Genomic DNA, 20,007 nt, shown 5'->3' with positions numbered 1-20,007 from the left:
CCATATGGATTTTTATGAACCCCTATGATATAATTTTCATAATGCACCGGGTCTGCCTAAGGGGTTTGGGCCCTTTATCGTTAGGATTTTAACAAACCCGGCTACATCCGCTAAGGAGGTTAAACTTATATGGCTAAAAGCAATACGTCTGTTCCATTTAAGGGGACAAAAGAGCAGGAAGCCCAGCTGATGCAGGTCATCGCCGACCACAAAGAGCAGCCGGGCGCCCTGATGCCTGTGCTCCAGCAGGCCCAGGAAATCTACGGCTATCTTCCCTTGGAAGTCCAGGAGATGATCTCCCTGGGCCTGGATATCCCCCTGGAGGAGGTTTACGGCGTCGTCACCTTCTATTCCCAGTTCTCCCTGTATCCCAAGGGCCAGTACAAGATTTCCGTATGTCTTGGCACCGCCTGCTACGTCAAGGGTTCCGGCGACATCTATGACAAGCTCAGCCGCAGCCTCGGCATCAAAGGCGGAGAATGCACCCCGGACGGCAAGTTCTCCCTGGAGGCCTGCCGGTGCATCGGCGCCTGCGGTCTGGCTCCTGTCATGACCATCAACGACGACGTTTATGGCAGGCTGTCTGTGGACGAAATCGAAGGCATCCTGGCAAAATATCAGGACTAAGCCATGCAGGAATTGTCCTTAAACGTACTTGACATCGCCCAGAATTCGGTGGTGGCCAAGGCCACCCTCATCCGCATTGGGGTGGAGGAGGACACGGCGTCCCACCGGATGGTCATCACCATTGCCGACAACGGCTGCGGCATGGATGAGGAGACGGTGCGCCGGGTCATGGACCCTTTCTACACCACCCGCACCACCCGGAAGGTGGGGCTGGGCATTCCCTTTTACTCCATGCAGGCCAAGATGACCGGCGGCGACTTTTCCATCCAGTCCAAGGTGGGCGAGGGCACCACGGTGACCGCCGCCTTTGTGACAGACCACATCGACTGCCTGCCTCTCGGGGACATCAACGCCACCGTGGTCTCCCTGATCCAGTGCAACCCGGACATCGACTTTGTCTTTGCCCGGCGGATCGATGACCGGGAATTTGAGATGGACACCCGGGTTTTCCGGGAAGTATTGGAGGGGGTCCCCCTGAACACCCCCGAGGTCATCGCCTATATCGGCGAATATCTGGCCGAACAAACACAAATGATCCAAGGCGAAAGGAAGGAAGCGTAGATGAAAAGCTTAGCTGAGCTCAAAGCAATCAGAGATAAAATGCAGAATACCGTCGGCCTGCGCAAAGAAGACGCCGACGAGCAGGCCACCCGCGTGGTGGTGGGCATGGCCACCTGCGGCATCGCAGCCGGCGCCCGTCCGGTACTGGCCGCCTTTACCGACGAGGTTGCCAAGCGCAACCTGCACCATGTCATGGTCACCCAGACCGGCTGCATCGGCATCTGCCAGTACGAGCCTGTGGTGGAAATCATGGAGCCGGGCAAAGAAAAGGTCACCTATGTAAAGATGACCCCGGAGAAAGCGGTCCGGGTGGTCAACGACCATCTGGTCAACGGCAATGTGGTTACCGAGTACACCATCGGCGCCAGCGCCAAGGCATAAGAAGAAGGAGGAAATCAAATGTTTCGTTCTCATGTACTGGTCTGCGGCGGTACCGGCTGTACTTCCTCAGGCTCCGAGCAGATTGTTGCGACCCTGGAAAAGGAAATCGAGCGCAACGGTCTGAAAGATGAAGTCAAGGTCATCAAAACGGGATGCTTCGGCCTGTGCGCTTTAGGTCCCATTATGATCGTCTATCCCGAGGGCTCCTTCTACAGCATGGTCAAGCCCGAGGATATCCCCGAAATCGTCACCGAGCACCTGCTCAAGGGCCGTATTGTCAAACGCCTGCTCTATCAGGAGACGGTCCAGGACGACGACACCATCGAATCCCTCAACAACACCAATTTCTATAAAAAGCAGCACCGTGTAGCCCTGCGCAACTGCGGTGTCATCAACCCCGAGAATATCGACGAGTACATCGGCATGGACGGCTACCAGGCGCTGGGCAAGGTCCTCACCGAGATGACCCCGGAACAGGTCATCCAGGTCATCCTGGACTCCGGCCTGAGAGGCCGGGGCGGCGCCGGTTTCCCCACCGGCCGGAAATGGTCCTTTGCCAGAGCTTCGGTCAACGAGCAGAAATACGTCTGCTGTAACGCCGACGAGGGCGACCCCGGCGCGTTCATGGACCGTTCCGTTCTGGAAGGCGATCCCCATGCGGTTATCGAGGCTATGGCCATCGCCGGCTATGCCATCGGCGCCAACCAGGGTTACATCTATGTCCGGGCCGAGTACCCCATCGCCGTCAAGCGGCTGCAGATCGCCATTGACCAGGCCAGAGAATACGGGCTTTTGGGCAAGAACATCTTTGACACCGGCTTTGACTTCAACCTGGAGCTTCGTCTGGGCGCCGGCGCGTTCGTCTGCGGCGAGGAAACCGCGCTGATGACCTCCATTGAAGGCCACCGGGGCGAGCCCAGATGCCGTCCTCCCTTCCCGGCGGTCAAGGGCCTGTTCGGCAAGCCCACCGTCCTCAACAACGTTGAAACCTACGCCAACATCCCCCAGATCATCCTCAACGGCCCCGAATGGTTCGCCTCTATGGGCACCGAGAAGTCCAAGGGAACCAAGGTCTTCGCCCTGGGCGGCAAGATCAACAACACCGGCCTGGTGGAAGTCCCCATGGGCACCACCCTCAGAGAGATCGTCGAGGAGATCGGCGGCGGTATCCCGGGCGGCAAGAAGTTTAAAGCGGCCCAGACCGGCGGTCCTTCCGGCGGATGTATCCCGGCTGAGCATATTGATATTCCCATCGACTACGACAACCTGCTCTCCATCGGCTCCATGATGGGTTCCGGCGGCCTCATCGTCATGGACGAGGACACCTGTATGGTGGATATCGCCAAGTTCTTCCTGGAGTTTACTGTAGATGAGTCCTGCGGCAAATGTACCCCCTGCCGTGTGGGTACCAAACGGCTCTTAGAGATGCTGGATAAGATCACCAAGGGCAACGCTACCCTGGAGGATCTGGACAAACTGGAAGAGCTGTGCCACTACATCAAAGAAAACGCCCTGTGCGGCCTGGGCCAGACAGCGCCCAACCCGGTGCTCTCCACCCTCCACTATTTCCGGGATGAGTATGTCTCCCACATCGTGGACAAAAAATGTCCGGCCGGCGTCTGCAAGGCCCTCTTGAGCTACGAAATCGATCCCGCCAAGTGCAAAGGCTGTACCCTGTGCTCCAGAATCTGCCCGGCGTCCGCTATTTCCGGCGAGGTCAAGAAAGTACATACCATCGACAAACAGAAGTGCGTCAAGTGCGGCGCTTGTATGGAAAAATGCCGCTTCGGTGCAATCGTCAAGAAGTAAGAAAAGGAGTGTACCCAACCCATGGAGAATGTAAATATTAAAATCAACGGTATGCCCCTGTCCGTGCCCCAGGGCTCTACCATTCTTGAGGCTGCACGGTATGCGGGTATCCATATCCCCACCCTTTGCTATCTGAAGGATATCAACCAGATCGGCGCCTGCCGGATCTGTATGGTAGAGGTCAAAGGCGCCAGAAGCCTGGTGGCCTCCTGTGTCTACCCGGTCAACGAGGGGATGGAGATCTTCACCAACACCCCCAAGGTCCTGGAGTCCCGGAAGATGACCTTGGAGCTGATCCTCTCCACCCACAACAAGAAATGTCTTTCCTGCGTCCGCTCCGGCGACTGCGAGCTGCAGCGTCTCTCCAAGGAGTTCGGATGCGATGAAAACTACTTTATGGGCGAAAACGAAGTCTATCCCATCGATGACTCCGCGGCCCATATGGTGCGCGACAACTCCAAGTGCGTCCTCTGCCGCCGCTGCTCCGCCGCCTGCGCCAACCTGCAGGATATCGCGGTCATCGGCCCCAACGAGCGGGGATTCAAGACCCATATCGGATGCGCCTTTGAGAACAAGCTGGCCGACGTGGCCTGCATCTCCTGCGGACAGTGCATCGTAGCCTGCCCCACCGGCGCTTTGTATGAAAAAGACCAGACCGCCGATGTTTGGAAAGCCCTGGCTGATCCTTCCAAGACGGTCATTGTCAATACCGCTCCTTCCATCCGGGTCACCCTGGGCGAGAGCTTCGGCATGCCGGTAGGCACCAACGTCAAGGGCAAGATGGTAGCCGCTCTCCGGCGGCTGGGCTTTGCCGGTGTCTTTGACTGCGACGTAGGCGCTGACCTGACCATCATCGAGGAGGCAAACGAGCTCATCGAGCGGGTTCAGAACGGCGGAACCCTCCCCATGATTACCTCCTGCTCCCCCGGCTGGGTCAAATACTGTGAGCATTACTTCCCCGAGTTCATCCCCAACCTGTCCTCCTGCAAATCTCCCCAGCAGATGTTCGGCGCTGTGGCCAAGACCTGGTATGCAGAGAAGATGGGCATCGATCCCAAGGACCTGGTGGTTGTCTCCATCATGCCCTGTACCGCCAAGAAGTTTGAAACCGGCCGTGACAACGAGAGCGCCGCAGGCGTTCCCGATGTAGATATTGCCCTGACCACCCGGGAGCTGGCCCGGATGATTCAGCGGGCGGGCCTGGATTTTGCCAACCTGCCTGACGAGGACTTTGACGCGCCTCTGGGCATCACCACCGGCGCCGGCGCCATCTTCGGAGCCACCGGCGGCGTTATGGAAGCTGCCCTGCGCACTGCTGTGGAGAAGCTCACCGGCGAAGAGCTCCAGAAGCTGGAGTTCACCGAGGTCCGCGGCACCGCTGGCATCAAAGAGGCTTCCTACAATGTAGGCGGCATGGATGTGAAGGTGGCTGTTGCCTCCGGCATCAAGAACGCCAGAAAGCTGCTGGAAAGCGTTCGGGACGGCAAGGCGGATTATCAGTTTATCGAGATCATGGCCTGCCCCGGCGGCTGTGTCAACGGCGGCGGCCAGCCCACCCAGCCGGCTTCTGTCCGCAACAATGTGGATCTCAAGGGCCTGCGTGCGGCAGCCCTCTATGCTGAGGACGAAAACCTGCCTCTGCGCAAATCCCACGAGAGCCCGGTTTGCAAGGTCCTCTATGACGAGTACTTCGGCCAGCCCGGCAGCCACAAAGCCCACGAAGTGCTTCATACTTCCTATGTCAAACGCGACAGATTCTAAGCCATATAGAAAAGTTTAACCAAGAAAAGGGCCGGTCCATATGGACCGGCCCTTTTCCAGCCCTAGCGGGCGGCAAGACGCGCCTCTGAGTTTTATTTGTTACACCGTCGCGGCACTCGCGTTTTTGTTTTTCATTGCGCCCATCCGCAACTTCCCCCGGCGGTAGCTGGGCCCCTCCCGGGGCGGGATGACGCGCCTCTGGTTTTGTTTGCGACATTGCCGCGTGGCACGCGCTTATGTTTTGAACGACGCTACAGCGCGGACCTTGCGGTCAGCAAGACGCGGCCTAGATTTTCTTCGCAACACCGTCGCGGCACACGCGACTTAGTTACCCATAGCACCACAGCGCGACTTGGGAGCGGCGACTCGCCGCCCGCGTTGCACGCAACTATGTTGCGATTGACACCACAGCGCGATATCCTCCACCGGAAGGTGGCGGACCTGCGGTCAGCAAGACGCGGCCTAGATTTTCTTCGCAACACCGTCGCGGCACACGCGACTTAGTTACCCATAGCACCACAGCGCGACTTGGGAGCGGCGACTCGCCGCCCGCGTTGCACGCAACTATGTTGTGATTGACGCCACAGCGCGATATCCTCCACCGGAAGGTGGCGGACCTGCGGTCAGCAAGACGCGGCCTAGATTTTCTTCGCAACACCGTCGCGGCACACGCGACTTAGTTACCCATAGCACCACAGCACGACTTGGGAGCGGGCACTGCCCGCCGACTCGCCGCCACATAAACAAAAAAGGGACCGCATAGATTATGCGGTCCCTTTTGGTCTGTAGTCTGTATAATGGTGGGGGGCGCCTTACAGGTTGGGGCGCACTGGATCCGGATTGGCTGTCACCTCGTAGGGAGTGGCCTTTTCCTCCTGGCGCAGCAGGCGTCCCATGACCACAAAGCGCTGCCGGTCGGTGGAGCCGAAGCGGCGGGTGCAGGTGGAAAGGGAGATGAGCTTATCATTTTCATCCACCAGCACGTCGTAGTCGTGCTCGCTGCGCTCCCGGGCGCTGGCCACCATCTCCATCATCTCATCGGTGTTCAGATTGGGATAGTAATAAGGGAAGGTGTCCTCGGTATAGAAGGCGGCGAAGATCTTGAAGGTCATGCTCTGCTCCTGGGTGGTGAAGTGGATGAACAGGTTCTCCTTGGCAAAGTCCAGATGCTGGAAGGCGGTCAGCTGGGCGAACATCTCGTCGCTGGGATCGCCGATCTTAGGATCCGCGCTGTAGTTAGTCCAGTTGTGGCCGTAGATGACGGTGTTGTGGGAAAGCTGAGAGGCGTTGCCCAGCCGGTCCTCATAATCGGCCAAGATGACGCCGTTATAGCTGTAATTTCCGTCGTAACCCAAGGACATATAGGTGCTGTTATCGGTAAATTGCACCACCGGGTAATTGATGTTGGTCCCATCCACTGTCAGCCAGGCTTTGACGTCGCTGTTGACAGCGTTGTATTCCGCGATCTCATCAAAGACCGAATCGTCTACATAGGGGGAGTTCTCCAGATTCCCGGAGCCTGGCAGCATCTCGGCTTCGGTCAGCTCCCGGCTCTCGCTGCTGGAGGAAGAGGACGACGAGGAGGAAGATGAGCTGGAGCTGGAACTGGAGCTGGGCTCTTCCGGAGCTTTCAGCACAATGTGGAAGACAAAGCGGTCCAGCACCGCCGCCAAAAGCAAAAAGAGCACAAAGGCCGTCGCAATCAATACATTTCTATTGCGGAAAAACTTGCAGATCTTCTTCCACAAGCCGGATAATTGTTTACTCACGTTCTGATTCAGCTCCTACCATTTTTTTAATCATTGATCCGCCCCCAACGAGAGCGCAGAATCTTGTCCTATTATAGCATAAATCCTGGGTTCTGTTGTCATTCTGAAAAAAATTTTACAATTTTTTTTGGATTTGCTCCTTTTTTGTCTGGAAATTTTTTCATTTCCTGCACATGGTTTTTACAAAATTCCCGCATCAAATTCATATTCATCGCATATACTAGTAACTAGCCGCTTCAAAGGCCATATTTCACAGAAAGGAGCCCGCTTCGGCGGGGAGAGAAAACGACATGGAATACAACACTGCAAACGCGATGCAAGCGGGAAACCATGATGTAAACGCCCATCAATCCCGATGGTTCTCCGTATCCGGCGATATTGACGATTTCATCTTTTTTGACGAAACCGAGGATGGATATGAACATACTTACATCAGCGAGAAATAATTCCACCATCGCCCCACATCCATAAAACCCGGAAGAAATGAAGCTTTCTTCCGGGTTTTGTTCTGTCTGCTCTGCGAAAAGGATAGGCTATTCCTTTTCCAGGGGGATCCGCACGGCGATGGTGGTGCCCCGGCCCTCCTCGCTGCGCAGGGAAATCTCCCCGCCTAGGTTGGCCGCCACATGCTTGACAATGGAAAGACCCAGGCCGGTGCCGCCGATCTTCCGGCTGCGGCCCTTATCCACCCGGTAGAACCGCTCGAAAATCCGGCCCTGGTGCTCCCTGGCGATGCCGATGCCGTTGTCCTCCACCACGATTTTCCCGTTGATCCCTTCCCTGTGTATCTGCACCTTCACATAGCCGCCGGGGCGGTTATATTTCACCGCGTTGTCCACCAGGTTGGAGATCATCTGGAACACATCCTCCCGGAAAGCAAGGATGGTGACGCTTTCCCCTTGGGCTGTGACGGTGATCCCATTCTTTTGGGCCTCGTGGGAGACCTGATCCACCGCCTCCTTGGCCACCTCCAGCAGATCCACCTGGGTCAGGGGCGGATGATATTCCTCCGCCTCCAGGCTGGAGATCTTCAGGATGTCCTCGATGATGCTGGTCATCCGCTCCGACTCATCCCGGATCCGCAGCAGGTATTCCCGCGACTTCCGCTCGTCCTTGACCAGGCCGCCCGCCAGCAGCTCCGCAAAGCCTTTAATGGAGGTGATGGGGGTCTTCAGCTCATGGGAGGCATTGGCTACAAACTGGCTGCGCATCTGCTCCATCTGGCGGGTCTGGGTCACATCGGTGAGAAGGACAACAGCCCCCAGATGATGCTCCTCGGGGCCGCTGCTGATCCAGCTGGCCCGCACCGGCGAAATATTCACCGACACAATGGCGCCTACCGTCCGCCGCAGATCCATGTCAAAGATACAGGAGCGGCCCTCCTTCACCGCCAGGGTGACGCTGTCATACAGCTTGATGTCCCGGGAAAGGTGGATGAAATCCAGCCCCTCCACCTCCTGGCTCTCCCCCAGGAAGTTGCGGGCGCTGCGGTTGACTAAGAGGATCTTCATCTCCGGGTTGACAAAGACCAGGCCCTGCTCCATATTGTCCAGGATAAACCGGGTCTGGGCCATCTGGACGCTGAGCCGATCCTTGGCCCGGGTGATGTCCTCGCTCATCTCCCCGATGGTCTTGATCAGGGGGGTGATCTCCTCCAGCGCTTTGGTGCTGACCGGCTCTTGCCCCTCTTCCGGGTGGTCGATCTGCCGGCTGAGGGCGTCCACCGTATCGGTCAGAGGCTTCACCGCCCGGCTGGCGCCGTAGCGGGCCAGGATCAGGGCCGCGGCCAGGGCAATGACCACCGCCACCAGGACGATAGGCCAAAGGGATACCAAGGTATCCACCACCTCACCGGTGGAACGGGCCATTCTGAAAACATTGTCCCCCGACCGGATGGCCACATAGAGCATGCTGGTCAGGAAGGTATCCGACTTCCGGCTGGCCATACCGTATCCCGTGGCCAGGGCCTCCTGGATCTCCTCCCGGTCCCCATGGTTCTCCATCTGGGCAGCGTCCTCATCCGAATCCCCCAGCACAGTGCCGTCAGACGCCACGATGGTGATCCGGTTGCCGCTGAGCTCTTTCATCTCGTCGGCGACCGCTTCCATGTCGGTGTTACCATCGATGACCGTGGATACCATAATCTGCAGGCTCTGGTCCATGCTGTCCACAATGTCCTGTTCCTTCACCGAAACGAACATCGCCGCCATCACCGTGCTCACCAGCAGGATCACCACGGCGCTGATGATGAATATCCGTAAAAACAAGCTTTTCTTCATGAAAATCTCCCTTGCCCCCGTGGGAAACAGGGGCGCTTATTCCGTCACGCTTCGCTGGCGCCGATAAACCGGTATCCAACTCCCCGCACCGTCTTGATGTACCGCTGGGTTTCCCCATTGTCCCCCAGCTTTCCCCGCAGGGTGCGCACATGCATATCCAGGGTGCGGGTCTCCCCTACATAGTCATAGCCCCAGATTTCATCCAGCAGGGTCTCCCGGGGCAGGACCCGGTCTTTGTTCTCCATTAAAAGCCGGAGCAGCTCAAATTCTTTCAGGGTCAATTCCACCGGTTCCCCGTTTTTGGTCACCGTCCGCTTGTCCGCGTCCAGGGTGATGCCGCCTAAGGTCAGCACCTCGGATTTCTTTTGGTAGGCCTCGCTTTTGCGCAGGGCCGCCCGGACCCGGGCCGCCAGCTCCAGCACCCCAAAGGGCTTGGTGACATAGTCGTCGGCCCCTTTGTCCAGGCCCGTCACCTTGTCCACCTCGCTGGACTTGGCGGTGAGCATAATCACCGGGATGGACTGGGTCTCCTTCTGGGACTTGAGCTTTTCCAGAGCGGTAATCCCATCCATGCCCGGGAGCATAATGTCCATCAAAATGAGATCCGGCAGATTTTTCTTTGTCTCCTCCAGGCATTCCTCTGCGCTTTCAAAAGCCTGGATTTCATAGGAAAAGGATTCCAGGGTGCATTTGATGACCTCCCGGATATCCTCCTCATCTTCTGTAATAAAAATTCGTTTTGCCATTGCTTTCTTCCTTATTCTTGCCCTAGCGGGCAGCATGACGCGCACTTGGTTTTGTCTGCGACACCGCCGCGTCACCCGCGCGCCTACCGGCGAGGATGACGCGCCCTTGGTCTTGTTTGAGACACTGTACGCGATGCCCGCAAATGGGTCTCGATTGACACATCAGCGCGATTTGGCTGCGGCGACTCGCCGCACGCGCGCCTACCGGCGAGGATGACGCGCCCTTGGTCTTGTTTGAGACACTGTACGCGATGCCCGCAAATGGGTCTCGATTGACACATCAGCGCGACTTGGGAGCGGGCACTGCCCGCCCGCGCGCCTAGCGGCGGGTAGATTGCGCCCACGGCCTAGCTAAAGCCGCTGTCTGCGATGCCCGCATTTTTGTTGCGATTGAAACCACAACGCGCTCCTGCGGAGAGCAAGACGCGGCCCTAGCGGGCAGCAGGTCGCACCTTGAGTTCTGTCTGCAACATTGTTGCGGCTCACGCGCTTATGTCTCGAACGACGCCACAGCGCGATATCCGCCCCGGGAGGGGCGCGGCTTGGCTGCGGCGGCTCGCCGCCCAGCAGCAGCTGGTTAGAGGATCTGGGTCTTTTTGTGCAGGCCGGTGGAGTAGAAAATAACCCACTCGCAGACGTTGACGGCATGGTCGGCAATCCGCTCCAGATACTTGGCTACCATGAGGGTATCGATGGCGTCGTCAGCCAGATCCTTGTTCTCGCCGATCTTGGCGACCAGGTCGTCCTTAACGTCCACAAAGAGCTGATCCACCTCGTCATCCCGCTTGATGATGCCAGCGGCTTTTTCCGGATCGTTCTGGATGTAGCTGTCCACGCTTTCGTGCACCATGGCGCTGGCGATTGAGGCCATCTTCTCCAGATGTCCGGAAACCTGCATGGCGCTCTCCTCCTGGAACCGCATGGACAGGTCCGCGATATCCGCGGCCTGGTCGCCGATCCGCTCCAGGTCGGTGATCATCTTCAGGGTAGTGGAAATGGCCCGCAGGTCCCGGGCCACTGGCTGCTGCCGCATGAGCAGGCGCAGGCTTCTGGATTCAATGGCCTTTTCCATATCGTCCACCTGGCGATCCTGTTCAATGATTTCCCGGGCCATGTCGTGGTTGCTGGTCTTCAGCGCTTCAATGGATTTGGTAATGGCGTCCTCCACCAGGGCGCCCATTTTGATCAGGTCTGTATTGAGCAGTTCCAGCTCATGGTCAAAACTCAGTCTTGCCGACATATTCGTTTCCTCCATTGCAATTATATACTATTATATCATAAGGATGAGGTGTCTTTCCCCACTTTTTTGGGAAAGCTCCCGCTTTTTTATTAACCAAACCGGCCGGTGATGTAATCCTCTGTCCGCTTGTCCGAAGGCATGGAGAACATCTTCTCGGTGTCCGCGTATTCCACCATCTCCCCTACCAGGAAAAAGGCTGTGTAGTCGGAGATACGGGCGGCCTGCTGCATGTTGTGGGTGACAATGGCCACGGTATATTTTTCCTTCAGCTCTACCATCAGGTCCTCGATCTTCATGGTGGAGATGGGGTCCAGGGCGGAGGTTGGCTCATCCATCAGCAGTACCTGGGGGGAAACCGCCAGGGCTCTTGCAATGCACAGACGCTGCTGCTGGCCGCCGGAAAGGCCCATCGCGCTCTTCTTCAGGCGGTCTTTGACCTCGTCCCAAAGGGCCGCGCCTTTCAGGGAGTTCTCCACGATCTCATCCAGCTGCTTTCTGCTTTTGATGCCGTGGATCCTGGGGCCGTAGGCAATGTTGTCATAAATGCTCATGGGGAAGGGATTGGGCTTCTGGAACACCATGCCTACCCGTTTGCGGAGCATGGTCACATCCACCCGGGGATCATAGATATCCTGGCCCTCCAACAGGACCTCCCCTTCGATTTTGACGTTTTCAATCAGGTCGTTCATCCGGTTGAGGGTCTTTAAGTAGGTGGATTTGCCGCAGCCCGACGGACCGATAAGGGCTGTGATCTTGTTTTTCTCAATATTCAGGTTGATGTTCTTCAGGGCGTGATTGTCCCCGTAGTATAAGTTTAGGTTCCGGGTCTCCATGATATTTTCCATCTGTATAATACTCTCCTATCTATCCCATTCTTACCTCGCCGCGCCTACCGGCGGGGATGACGCGCCCACGGCTTTGTTAGCAACATCGCCGCGACACCCGCGATTTTGTTTTTCATTGCGCCCATCCGCGACTTCCTCCAGCGGTAGCTGGCGCGCCCTGGATTTTATTCGTAACACTGTCCGCGATGCCCGCAACGATGTTGCGATTGAAACCACAGCGCGATATCCGCCCCGGGAGGGGCGCGGCTTGTCTGCGGCGACTCGCCGCCCAGCGGTAACTGGTGGCTAGTTTTTGGCGTTGAGGCGGCGTGCCAGCCGCTTGGTGGAAAAGTTGATGATGAGCACAATGATCACCAGCACGGCGGCAATGGCGAAGCTGATGCCCAGATCCTCACCACGCATAGCGTACTGATACAGCTGGACGGTGAGGGTGGCGCCGGAGGTCATAAAGTGCTCAAAGAATCCGGGCAGGGTCATCCGCAGCATCTTGGTGCCGATGCCGGCGGTGAAGATCAGGGCTGCCGACTCGCCTACAATACGTCCGATACTGAGGATGACGGCGGTCATAATGCCCGGCATAGCGCTGGGCAGCAGGACGGTGCGGATCATGTGGACCCGGGTGGCGCCCATGCCCAGGGCTGCCTCACGATAGAGGGGATTGACGGATTTCAACGCCTCCTGGGTGGTGCGGATAATGGTAGGCAGTACCATAATGGCCAGGGTCAATCCGCCGGCAATGATGGAATACTGCAGCTTCATAAACACCACAAAGAACATAAACCCGAACAGGCCGTAGATGATGGAAGGGATGCCGGCCAGGGTCTCGGTGGTGAATTCAATGACCTTAACCAGCTTACTCCTTCCGCCGTACTCGGTCAGATAGATGGCAGAGCCAATACCGATAGGGGTCGCGATGAGCAGGGTGATGATCACGATATACAAAGTGTTAATTATATTAGGGAGTATACCAATAGTACCATGCAGTTCACTAGGCTGGGTGGTCAAAAAGCTCCAGCTGATGGAGGGCAGGCCACGGATCAGGATATAAACGATGATTCCAGCGGTGATGGCGATGGTGATGATAGCACATAGCCAGATGAGCCCCCGGATCAGGGTATCGACAGGTCTTACTTTTTTATACATTATTCCTTAGCCCCCTTCTTCAGCACAGTGTTGAGGATGAAGTTCAAGATCATGATGAAGACGAACAGGACAAGCCCGATGGCGAACAGGGCTTCCCGATGGAGCCCGGAGGAGTAGGACATCTCCTGGACAATACCGGTGGTCATGAGACGGACACTGCCCAGCAGCTCCGGCATGTTGACCACGTTGCCCGCCACCATGATGACGGCCATGGTCTCGCCCACAGCACGCCCGATGCCCAGGACCACGCCGGTCATAATGCCGGAGCGGGCCGCCGGGATCTGGACCTTAAAGATGGTCTGGATCTGGGTGGCGCCCAGGGCCAGGGAGGCCTCGGTCAGCTCCCGGGGCACCGCCTTCAGGCTGGTTTCGGAAATGTTGACGATGGTGGGCAGCACCATGATGGCCAGGATGATGATGGCGGAAAGCAGGCACATGCCCAGGGCCAGGTCAAAAATCTCCGCCACCAGGGGTACAATGACTATCATACCGATGAGGCCGTAGATGACCGACGGGATACCGGCCAGCAGCTCCACCGCCGCCCGCAGGACCTTCCGCATCCGCTTGGGTGCGATCTCCGCGATAAAGACGCTGCTGAGCAATCCGATGGGCACCCCGATGAGGATGGCCCCGAAGGTGCCGTAGATGGAGGACAGGATCATGGGCAGGATTCCGAACTTGGGATCCGAGGCTGTGGGAGCCCATTCCTGCCCCAGAAGGAATTCCTTGATGCCAATTTCCCCGATGGCCGGGCCGCCGGAGATGATCATGTAGGCTGTGATGACGACGACGCTTATCACCGCCACCAGGGCGCAGATAATAAAGATAGCCTCGAAGACTGTCTCTACCATCTTTTTGTTGCGCCGGTTTTTCAGAATGTCCGATGATGCGGCAGAGGCTTTCGCCGGCTGAGCCGCGATTACTTTCTCACTCAAAGGTTGACACCGCCTTTTCCTGCACTTTGGTGTGGGTCTACTTTACATAACGTTAAAATTTTGTTCATTATTGCTTTTTGTATATTTCTCCATTCAGACGGAAAACTCTATGCACAGGGGGTGCATAGAGTTTTCTTGACATGGAGTAAAGGGTATTAAGAAGAGGTTTTATGAAAAAGGGAAGTTTTCTTAGATAACAGGGATGCAGCCCGCGGTTTTGGCAACCTCCTGGCCAGCCTCGCTGAGGACATACTCCAGGAATGCCTGGGCCAGCTCGGTGCCTTCGCCCTTGGTCACCATGATGAAGGGACGCTGCAGGGTGTAGCTGCCGTCTTTGATGGTCTCCTCAGAGGGGGATACGCCTCCGACTTTCAAAGCTTTGACGGTGTCGTCTACATAGTCCAGGGAGATGTAGCCGATGGCGTTCTCATTGGTGGCGACCAGGTTCTTGACTTGGCCGGTCTCGTTGAGCTCGCTGTCGTACTGAGCCTCATCTTTGACTCCGACAATTTCCTCAAAGCCGTCGCGGGTACCGGAACCAGCCTCACGGCCGACAACGACGATCTCAGCGTCAGAACCGCCCAGCTCGGACCAGTTGGTGATGTTGCCCAGGAAGATATCTTTGATCTGGTCAATGGTCAGGTCCTCAACACCGTTGGCGGGGTTGACTGCTACCGCGATGCCGTCGAGAGCTACGGTGTTCTCGGTCAGGCCTTCTTTTTCCTCGTCCTTCAGCGCACGGCTCAGGTTGCCGATATCAGAAACGCCGTCGTTTACATTGGTAACTGCCGCACCGGAACCGCCCAGCTGGACGTCAACGGTTACATCGGGATTCTCAGCGGTGAACGCTTCGCCCCAAGCTTTTGCAACCTTCTCCATAGAGGTGGAGCCGGACAGCTTCAGGATACCGGACAGTGCTGCATCGCTCTGGGATTCGCTTCCGCTCTGGGATTCGCTCTGAGAGCTGCTGTTGTTGTCAGCTGCGGAACTGCTGTCATCGCTGGAAGCGCAGCCTGCAAAAGCGGTGGTGATCATTGCAGCGGCCAAGAGTGCTGCGAGTAACTTTTTCATCTTTAACAATCTCCTTGTTGTGAAATTTCCGGCAAATTTACATTGCCTTTACATGGGTATTTTCTCTTTTTGGGAACAATGCTATATTACAACACCCTGTTTTTGTGTAAAATCTAGGTTACCTATAGCTTTTGTAAAGTTTATGTAAACCGCCCGCACGCCTACCGGCGAGGATGACGCGGCCCTAGCGGGCAGCAAATCGCGCCCGGAGTTTTGTCGGTGACATTGTTCGCGATGCCCGCAGCTGAGTTGCGATTGACACATAAACGCGGTTTGGCTGCGGCGACTCGCCGCCCGCGTCTCACGCGAATAGGTCACCCATTGCGCCACAGCGCGCTCCTGCGGAGAGCATGACGCGCCCACAGTCTGGTGAAAACCGCTGTCCGCGATGCCCGCAGCTGAGTTGCGATTGACACCACAGCGCGATGTCCCCCACCGGCAGGTGGGTGGCTTCTGCGCTCATGCCGCGCGGGCACATCCTTTTCTCTCAAGAAAAGGATGCAAAAGTGATCCAAGGGGGCGGCGGCTGGCTGCCGCATAGCCTTTCCTTTATGGCCATGTCCTTTCTTCCAACACAGCCCTCCTGGGAATACGCCTCAGTCGCCCCATGGCCGCCTCTCCCCCTTGGAAAACCCCCTGTTTGTAGGGTGCGTCTAGCGGTAGCCGGCGCGCCTACCGGCGAGGAAGACGCGGCCACGGCTTAGCTAAAACCACTGCCGCGACACACGCGAATGTGTCTCGAACGACGCCACAGTGCGGCTTGGCAGCGGGCACTGTCCGCGATGCCCGCAGCTGAGTTGCGATTGACACCACAGCGCGATGTCTCCCACCGGCAGGTGGGTGGCTTCTGCGCTCATGCCGCGCGGGCACATCCTTTTCTCTCAAGAAAAGGATGCAAAAGTGATCCAAGGGGGCGGCGGCTGGCTGCCGCATAGCCTTTCCTTTATGGCCATGTCCTTTCTTCCAACACAGCCCTCCTGGGAATACGCCTCAGTCGCCCCATGGCCGCCTCTCCCCCTTGGAAAACCCCCTGTTTGTAGGGTGCGTCTAGCGGTAGCCGGCGCGCCTGCCGGCGAGGAAGACGCGGCCACGGCTTAGCTAAAACCACTGCCGCGACACACGCGAATGTGTCTCGAACGACGCCACAGCGCGGCTTGGGAGCGGGCAGGTCGCGCCCTGGGTTTTATTCGAGATACTGTCCGCGTTACCCGCATTTTTGTTTCGAATGGTACTACAGTGCGGCTTGGCAGCGGGCACTGTCCGCTCGCGTTGCCCGCAACTGGGTGCGATTGACACATAAACGCGGTTTGGCTGCGGCGACTCGCCGCCCGCCGGTAGGTGGCAAAATGGCGGTTTTTTCTCGGGAGTAGCTGTGTTATAATGAGGAAAAAGAAACATGTGACTGAAAGGAGGAAGCTTCATGGCAGAATACACCATGGTCAAGCCGCCCCGCCGCGCTTTGGCTGTCTGGCGGATCCGGGCGCTGCTGCTGACCTTTTTCCCGGGATTCCTCTGCTCCTTGATTTTCTCCTTTCTCTCCCTGGGCTGGCTCATTGCCACCGGCATCTGGATCGCTGTTTTCCTCTATTTTTATTGCTGCTGGTACCCTATCAAATGGAAAAAGCTCAGCTTTTGCCTGACAAACTCTATCCTATATATAAATAATGGAGTGATTTATACCCATCGTAGATTTATTTCCCTGGAAAATATCCAGTATGTGGAGACCTACCAGTCCCCCCTAATGAAGCTGGCCGGCCTGACCTCGGTGGTCATCCGGGCGCCTGGGGTAGCCATGTATCTGCCCTCCCTCCAGAAGGAGGACGCTATGGCCCTTTATGAAAACCTCAACGGATTCCTCCTGGACGGCCGTCTGGAAGGAGGCGGCAGCTGATGGAGAAACATTGGTGCCATCCCGTTTTTATCCTTCACAGTATGGGCCGCTACCTCTATCTGTTATTGATCCCCCTGGTCCGCGGCTTCCTCTCCTCCCTCCAGGGCGGAATTACCGCCTGGCTTTCCGGCGCTTGGTTTGACATCCTGGTGGTTCTTTTTATTGTGGCCATCGGCGTCCTGGTGTGGCACAGCGTTATGTATTCCTATGACGCCTCAGGCGTCACCATCCACTCCGGGCTTTTTATCCGCCGGCAGACCTATCTTCCCGCCTCCCGGCTCTCCACCCTGTCGGTAACCCGGCCCTACTGGCTCAAGCCTGTAGGCGCTGTGGTCCTCCGGGCGGATACCTTGGCTGGAGGAAAGCGCACTGCCGACCTCTCCCTCATCCTCCGGCGGGCCGACGCACAGCAGATGTTCTCCCTCCTCCGGCAGGACGCCCCCTCTTCCACCTTCACCATCCGGGAATATGTGCCCCGGCAGCTTTATGTCACCGCCCTTTCCGCCATCCTCTCCAACTCCTTTGCCGGCGTGGTCTTTATGGCCACCTTGATCTCCACCTCCGGCCAGATCCTGGGCAAGGAGATCCAGGACCGGATCGTCGGCACCTTTGAACAGGTGGCCAAGGACTTTGCCTTCGGCATCCCTCCCTTTGCCGCCGCTGTCACCTATGTCATTTTGGGCGGATGGCTGGTGGCGTTTATCCTCAATCTCATCCGGCATAAGAACTTCTATGTCCGCCGTTTTAATAACAATCTGTATATTCATAGCGGTATCTTTACAAACCGTAGTTACAGTTTGGACATAAAATCGGTCAATTACCTGGAAATCCGCCAGAGTGTCCTGACCAAAATCCTAGGGCTGCACACGGCCTTCCTCCACTGCGCCGGATTCGGCAAGGATAAAACCGATGTATCCGCCGTGATCCCCGCTGTGACCCGCCGGGAATTCCGCCGTACCCAGGAGATGCTGCTCCCAGAGTTCACCATCTCCCCCCGGCAGGCAAAGCCCAACCTGGGCTCCATCTTTAAGTTTATCATTGATCCCTTTTGGCCCTGTCTCCTGCTGCCTCTGGCCACCTGGTGGCTTTGCCGGCTTTATCCGGATTGGGACAGCCTTATCGGCTTTATCGGGCTGATGGTCTCCCTCCCCGCCTATTGGTGGATGATCCTGCGCATTGCGGATTTCTCCACCTCCGGCATTGGTTTTGATGGATCTTGTTATACTCTCCGTTATTCTACCGGGTTTTATCTACACACTGTAGTTATTCCAAAGGACAAGATCGTCTCTTTGCGGGTACGGCAGAGCATTTTGCAGCGTCCGGATGACCGGTGTGATGTGATCATCCACACCCGGGCGGAGGGGTGGCAGCGGCATCACTGCAAGAACCTGCTCCGCCAAGAGGTGGTGGAGCTTTTCGGCACTGTGGACCCCTACTGCCCCCAGTTTGTGAAGACCGGATTTCTCAGCCAGTTTTCCTGGTTCCGCCGTTTTTGCAATTTTTTTCAAAAAGAGAAGAAAAGTGTTGACAAACTATAAAATGTATAGTAAAATATAATTCGCTCAGTAACTTTACGGGCGTTTATGGCGGCATAGCTCAGTTGGCTAGAGCATTCGGTTCATACCCGAAGTGTCGATGGTTCAAATCCATTTGCCGCTACCATATCTTTTCCCCTTCGGGGGAACAAACGGCCCGTTGGTCAAGTGGTTAAGACACCGCCCTTTCACGGCGGCTACACGAGTTCGAATCTCGTACGGGTCACCAAAACACACACAGTCCGAACAATGCTGTTGTTTATATTTTTGTTGATGGTTTGTTCGGCTGTATCTTTAGCAGGGATTAAGTCCCTGCTTTTTTATTTTGTCATGCGCTACAAATCTTCTTCTCCTTTTTCTACACAAATATTTCGATAAAAGGTTGGTTTTAAATCCAAATACTAGTATAATCTAAGAAAAAGGAGGGTATTTTTATGAAAAAAATTGTCTTAATCCTGATTAGTTTTGTGTTGTTGTTCTCCTGCACCAGTTGTGCTTCAGAAAACGAAGACTATTTACCGGAAATAATGGAAAGTTTAGAAAAAAACGTCGTCTCCATTAAGGAGAAAAGTGAAGAAGTAATGCAAGATGATGGTTCTTTGGTAGATAAGATGAATAAGTTTGACCAAGAGCTATATACAAAGGATTTTAATGGTGGCGATGTTTCATTGACCGTAAGTCAATCTTATGATGGAATTGATATTGTCATAACTGCGCTCTTAAATGGAGATGAGGACGATGCAAAACAGCGTGCAATTGACACATACTTTGAAATTTATGACTACTTCAATGAAAACGGGATTGAACTTGGATGGTTCTATTTTCCCCAGCGTACAGATCCGGAGGAGACAGCAAAATTATATGCAGATGGTAATTTTGATGATAAAAAACTCCACTCCTGTGTGGCATCAGTAGGTAACATGGACGACGGTATGACTTTCGAAGTATATCTTATGGGAGATTTGGTTAATCCGGCGGAATCGGAAGTGATCAGTTTGTATCGATAGTATAAAATGTACCCGGCTTTTAGCCGATATTCTTTTACTCATTCTCCATTTATCTTCAACGAGAAAAGCAAAATATAAACACAAAAAAAGCCCTGCTCCTTCCCTCTATTACAGAGGTGGGAACAGGGCTCTTTTCATTACCGTATGAAGAATGTAACGCAGGCTACCAGGATGGCGCTGGCGATGCCCCACAGGGCTTTGGTCAGCGCCGACATGGACTTGGTCAGATTATCTACGTTTGTCTCTGTCTTGGTGATCCTCTGCCCGTATTCGTCATGCTTTCTCTCTGCTTCGTCTTTCCACGCTTCTAAGCCGTCCAAGCGGTGGGTGTTGCTCCTGGCACGGGCCTCAATCTCCATGATCTTTTCTCTCGCCTTCTGGATCAGGTCTTGCTCGTCCATCTTTCC

At 55.9% G+C, this 20,007-nt stretch carries 18 protein-coding genes and 2 tRNA genes; 11 read left to right on the top strand and 9 right to left on the bottom strand.

All coding sequences use genetic code 11. The features are described 5' to 3' along the window. The first annotated feature begins 129 nt into the window (after positions 1 to 129). The 5 genes from WGC32_RS12595 to WGC32_RS12575 are packed head-to-tail and all read left to right on the top strand — an operon-like array spanning position 130 to position 5,139. Complete coding sequence (locus tag WGC32_RS12595) at positions 130 to 627, top strand: NAD(P)H-dependent oxidoreductase subunit E (RefSeq protein ID WP_191482935.1); 498 nt, start codon at positions 130 to 132, stop codon at positions 625 to 627. Between the two features lie 3 nt (positions 628 to 630). Further along, positions 631 to 1,188, top strand: coding sequence for an ATP-binding protein (locus WGC32_RS12590; protein ID WP_191510373.1), 558 nt, complete (start codon positions 631 to 633; stop codon positions 1,186 to 1,188). Beyond that, positions 1,189 to 1,569 (top strand): (2Fe-2S) ferredoxin domain-containing protein, encoded by a 381-nt coding sequence (locus WGC32_RS12585; protein WP_191482933.1) that lies wholly within the window; start codon positions 1,189 to 1,191, stop codon positions 1,567 to 1,569. Between the two features lie 18 nt (positions 1,570 to 1,587). Continuing rightward, positions 1,588 to 3,378, top strand: coding sequence for an NADH-quinone oxidoreductase subunit NuoF (gene nuoF / locus WGC32_RS12580; protein WP_191510374.1), 1,791 nt, complete (start codon positions 1,588 to 1,590; stop codon positions 3,376 to 3,378). Between the two features lie 21 nt (positions 3,379 to 3,399). Continuing rightward, on the top strand, positions 3,400 to 5,139 hold the full coding sequence (locus tag WGC32_RS12575; RefSeq protein WP_342682374.1) for an NADH-dependent [FeFe] hydrogenase, group A6: 1,740 nt from the start codon (positions 3,400 to 3,402) through the stop codon (positions 5,137 to 5,139). Between the two features lie 812 nt (positions 5,140 to 5,951). Here WGC32_RS12575 and WGC32_RS12570 read toward each other — a convergent pair. Further along, positions 5,952 to 6,908, bottom strand: a complete 957-nt coding sequence (locus WGC32_RS12570) for a class B sortase (RefSeq protein ID WP_342682372.1) — start codon at positions 6,906 to 6,908, stop codon at positions 5,952 to 5,954. 290 nt (positions 6,909 to 7,198) lie between these two features. Here WGC32_RS12570 and WGC32_RS12565 point away from each other — a divergent pair, with 290 nt between their 5' ends. Beyond that, on the top strand, positions 7,199 to 7,354 hold the full coding sequence (locus tag WGC32_RS12565; RefSeq protein WP_191482929.1) for a hypothetical protein: 156 nt from the start codon (positions 7,199 to 7,201) through the stop codon (positions 7,352 to 7,354). 87 nt (positions 7,355 to 7,441) lie between these two features. On the opposite strand, the gene WGC32_RS12560 is transcribed toward WGC32_RS12565, so the two are convergent. The 7 genes from WGC32_RS12560 to WGC32_RS12530 form a co-directional block, all read right to left on the bottom strand. Then, complete coding sequence (locus tag WGC32_RS12560; RefSeq protein ID WP_342682369.1) at positions 7,442 to 9,187, bottom strand: sensor histidine kinase; 1,746 nt, start codon at positions 9,185 to 9,187, stop codon at positions 7,442 to 7,444. Positions 9,188 to 9,231: 44 nt separating this feature from the next. Beyond that, a complete protein-coding gene (locus WGC32_RS12555; RefSeq protein WP_191510649.1) occupies positions 9,232 to 9,933 on the bottom strand; it encodes a winged helix-turn-helix domain-containing protein in 702 nt (233 codons plus the stop codon). A 577-nt stretch (positions 9,934 to 10,510) separates the two neighbouring features. Beyond that, positions 10,511 to 11,173 (bottom strand): phosphate signaling complex protein PhoU, encoded by a 663-nt coding sequence (phoU, locus tag WGC32_RS12550; protein ID WP_342682367.1) that lies wholly within the window; start codon positions 11,171 to 11,173, stop codon positions 10,511 to 10,513. A gap of 89 nt (positions 11,174 to 11,262) precedes the next feature. Beyond that, entirely contained in the window at positions 11,263 to 12,018 is a 756-nt protein-coding gene (gene pstB / locus WGC32_RS12545; RefSeq protein WP_191483152.1) for a phosphate ABC transporter ATP-binding protein PstB, read from the bottom strand. A 285-nt stretch (positions 12,019 to 12,303) separates the two neighbouring features. Beyond that, positions 12,304 to 13,161, bottom strand: a complete 858-nt coding sequence (pstA, locus tag WGC32_RS12540) for a phosphate ABC transporter permease PstA (protein WP_191510648.1) — start codon at positions 13,159 to 13,161, stop codon at positions 12,304 to 12,306. Beyond that, complete coding sequence (gene pstC, locus WGC32_RS12535) at positions 13,161 to 14,096, bottom strand: phosphate ABC transporter permease subunit PstC (protein ID WP_462933641.1); 936 nt, start codon at positions 14,094 to 14,096, stop codon at positions 13,161 to 13,163. The genes pstA and pstC overlap by 1 nt, the downstream gene beginning before the upstream one ends. Before the next feature lie 189 nt (positions 14,097 to 14,285). Continuing rightward, entirely contained in the window at positions 14,286 to 15,167 is an 882-nt protein-coding gene (locus tag WGC32_RS12530) for a phosphate ABC transporter substrate-binding protein PstS family protein (protein ID WP_191483150.1), read from the bottom strand. Between the two features lie 1,420 nt (positions 15,168 to 16,587). On the opposite strand from WGC32_RS12530, the gene WGC32_RS12525 reads away from it, so the two are divergent. The 5 genes from WGC32_RS12525 (at position 16,588) to WGC32_RS12505 (ending at position 19,600) form a co-directional block, all read left to right on the top strand. After that, the gene (locus tag WGC32_RS12525) at positions 16,588 to 17,058 is read left to right on the top strand and encodes a PH domain-containing protein (protein ID WP_191483149.1); all 471 of its coding nucleotides are present in this window, start codon (positions 16,588 to 16,590) and stop codon (positions 17,056 to 17,058) included. Then, positions 17,058 to 18,596 (top strand): PH domain-containing protein, encoded by a 1,539-nt coding sequence (locus WGC32_RS12520; RefSeq protein WP_342682364.1) that lies wholly within the window; start codon positions 17,058 to 17,060, stop codon positions 18,594 to 18,596. Before WGC32_RS12525 ends, WGC32_RS12520 begins: the two co-directional genes overlap by 1 nt. A 47-nt stretch (positions 18,597 to 18,643) precedes the next feature. After that, a tRNA-Met gene (locus WGC32_RS12515) sits at positions 18,644 to 18,720 on the top strand. 27 nt (positions 18,721 to 18,747) lie between these two features. Continuing rightward, positions 18,748 to 18,822: transfer RNA gene (locus WGC32_RS12510), tRNA-Glu, on the top strand. Between the two features lie 205 nt (positions 18,823 to 19,027). Next, the gene (locus WGC32_RS12505; RefSeq protein ID WP_191482398.1) at positions 19,028 to 19,600 is read left to right on the top strand and encodes a hypothetical protein; all 573 of its coding nucleotides are present in this window, start codon (positions 19,028 to 19,030) and stop codon (positions 19,598 to 19,600) included. Positions 19,601 to 19,737: 137 nt separating this feature from the next. On the opposite strand, the gene WGC32_RS12500 is transcribed toward WGC32_RS12505, so the two are convergent. Next, positions 19,738 to 20,007 (bottom strand): hypothetical protein (locus tag WGC32_RS12500; RefSeq protein WP_342682363.1); only part of this gene is annotated, 270 nt, incomplete at its 5' end.

The organism is Zongyangia acetica (assembly GCF_038739695.1).
GTDB lineage: Bacteria > Bacillota > Clostridia > Oscillospirales > Ruminococcaceae > Zongyangia > Zongyangia gallinarum.
The sequence above is the reverse complement of the archived record's forward strand: the minus strand, read 5'-3'. Positions and strand labels throughout refer to the sequence as shown.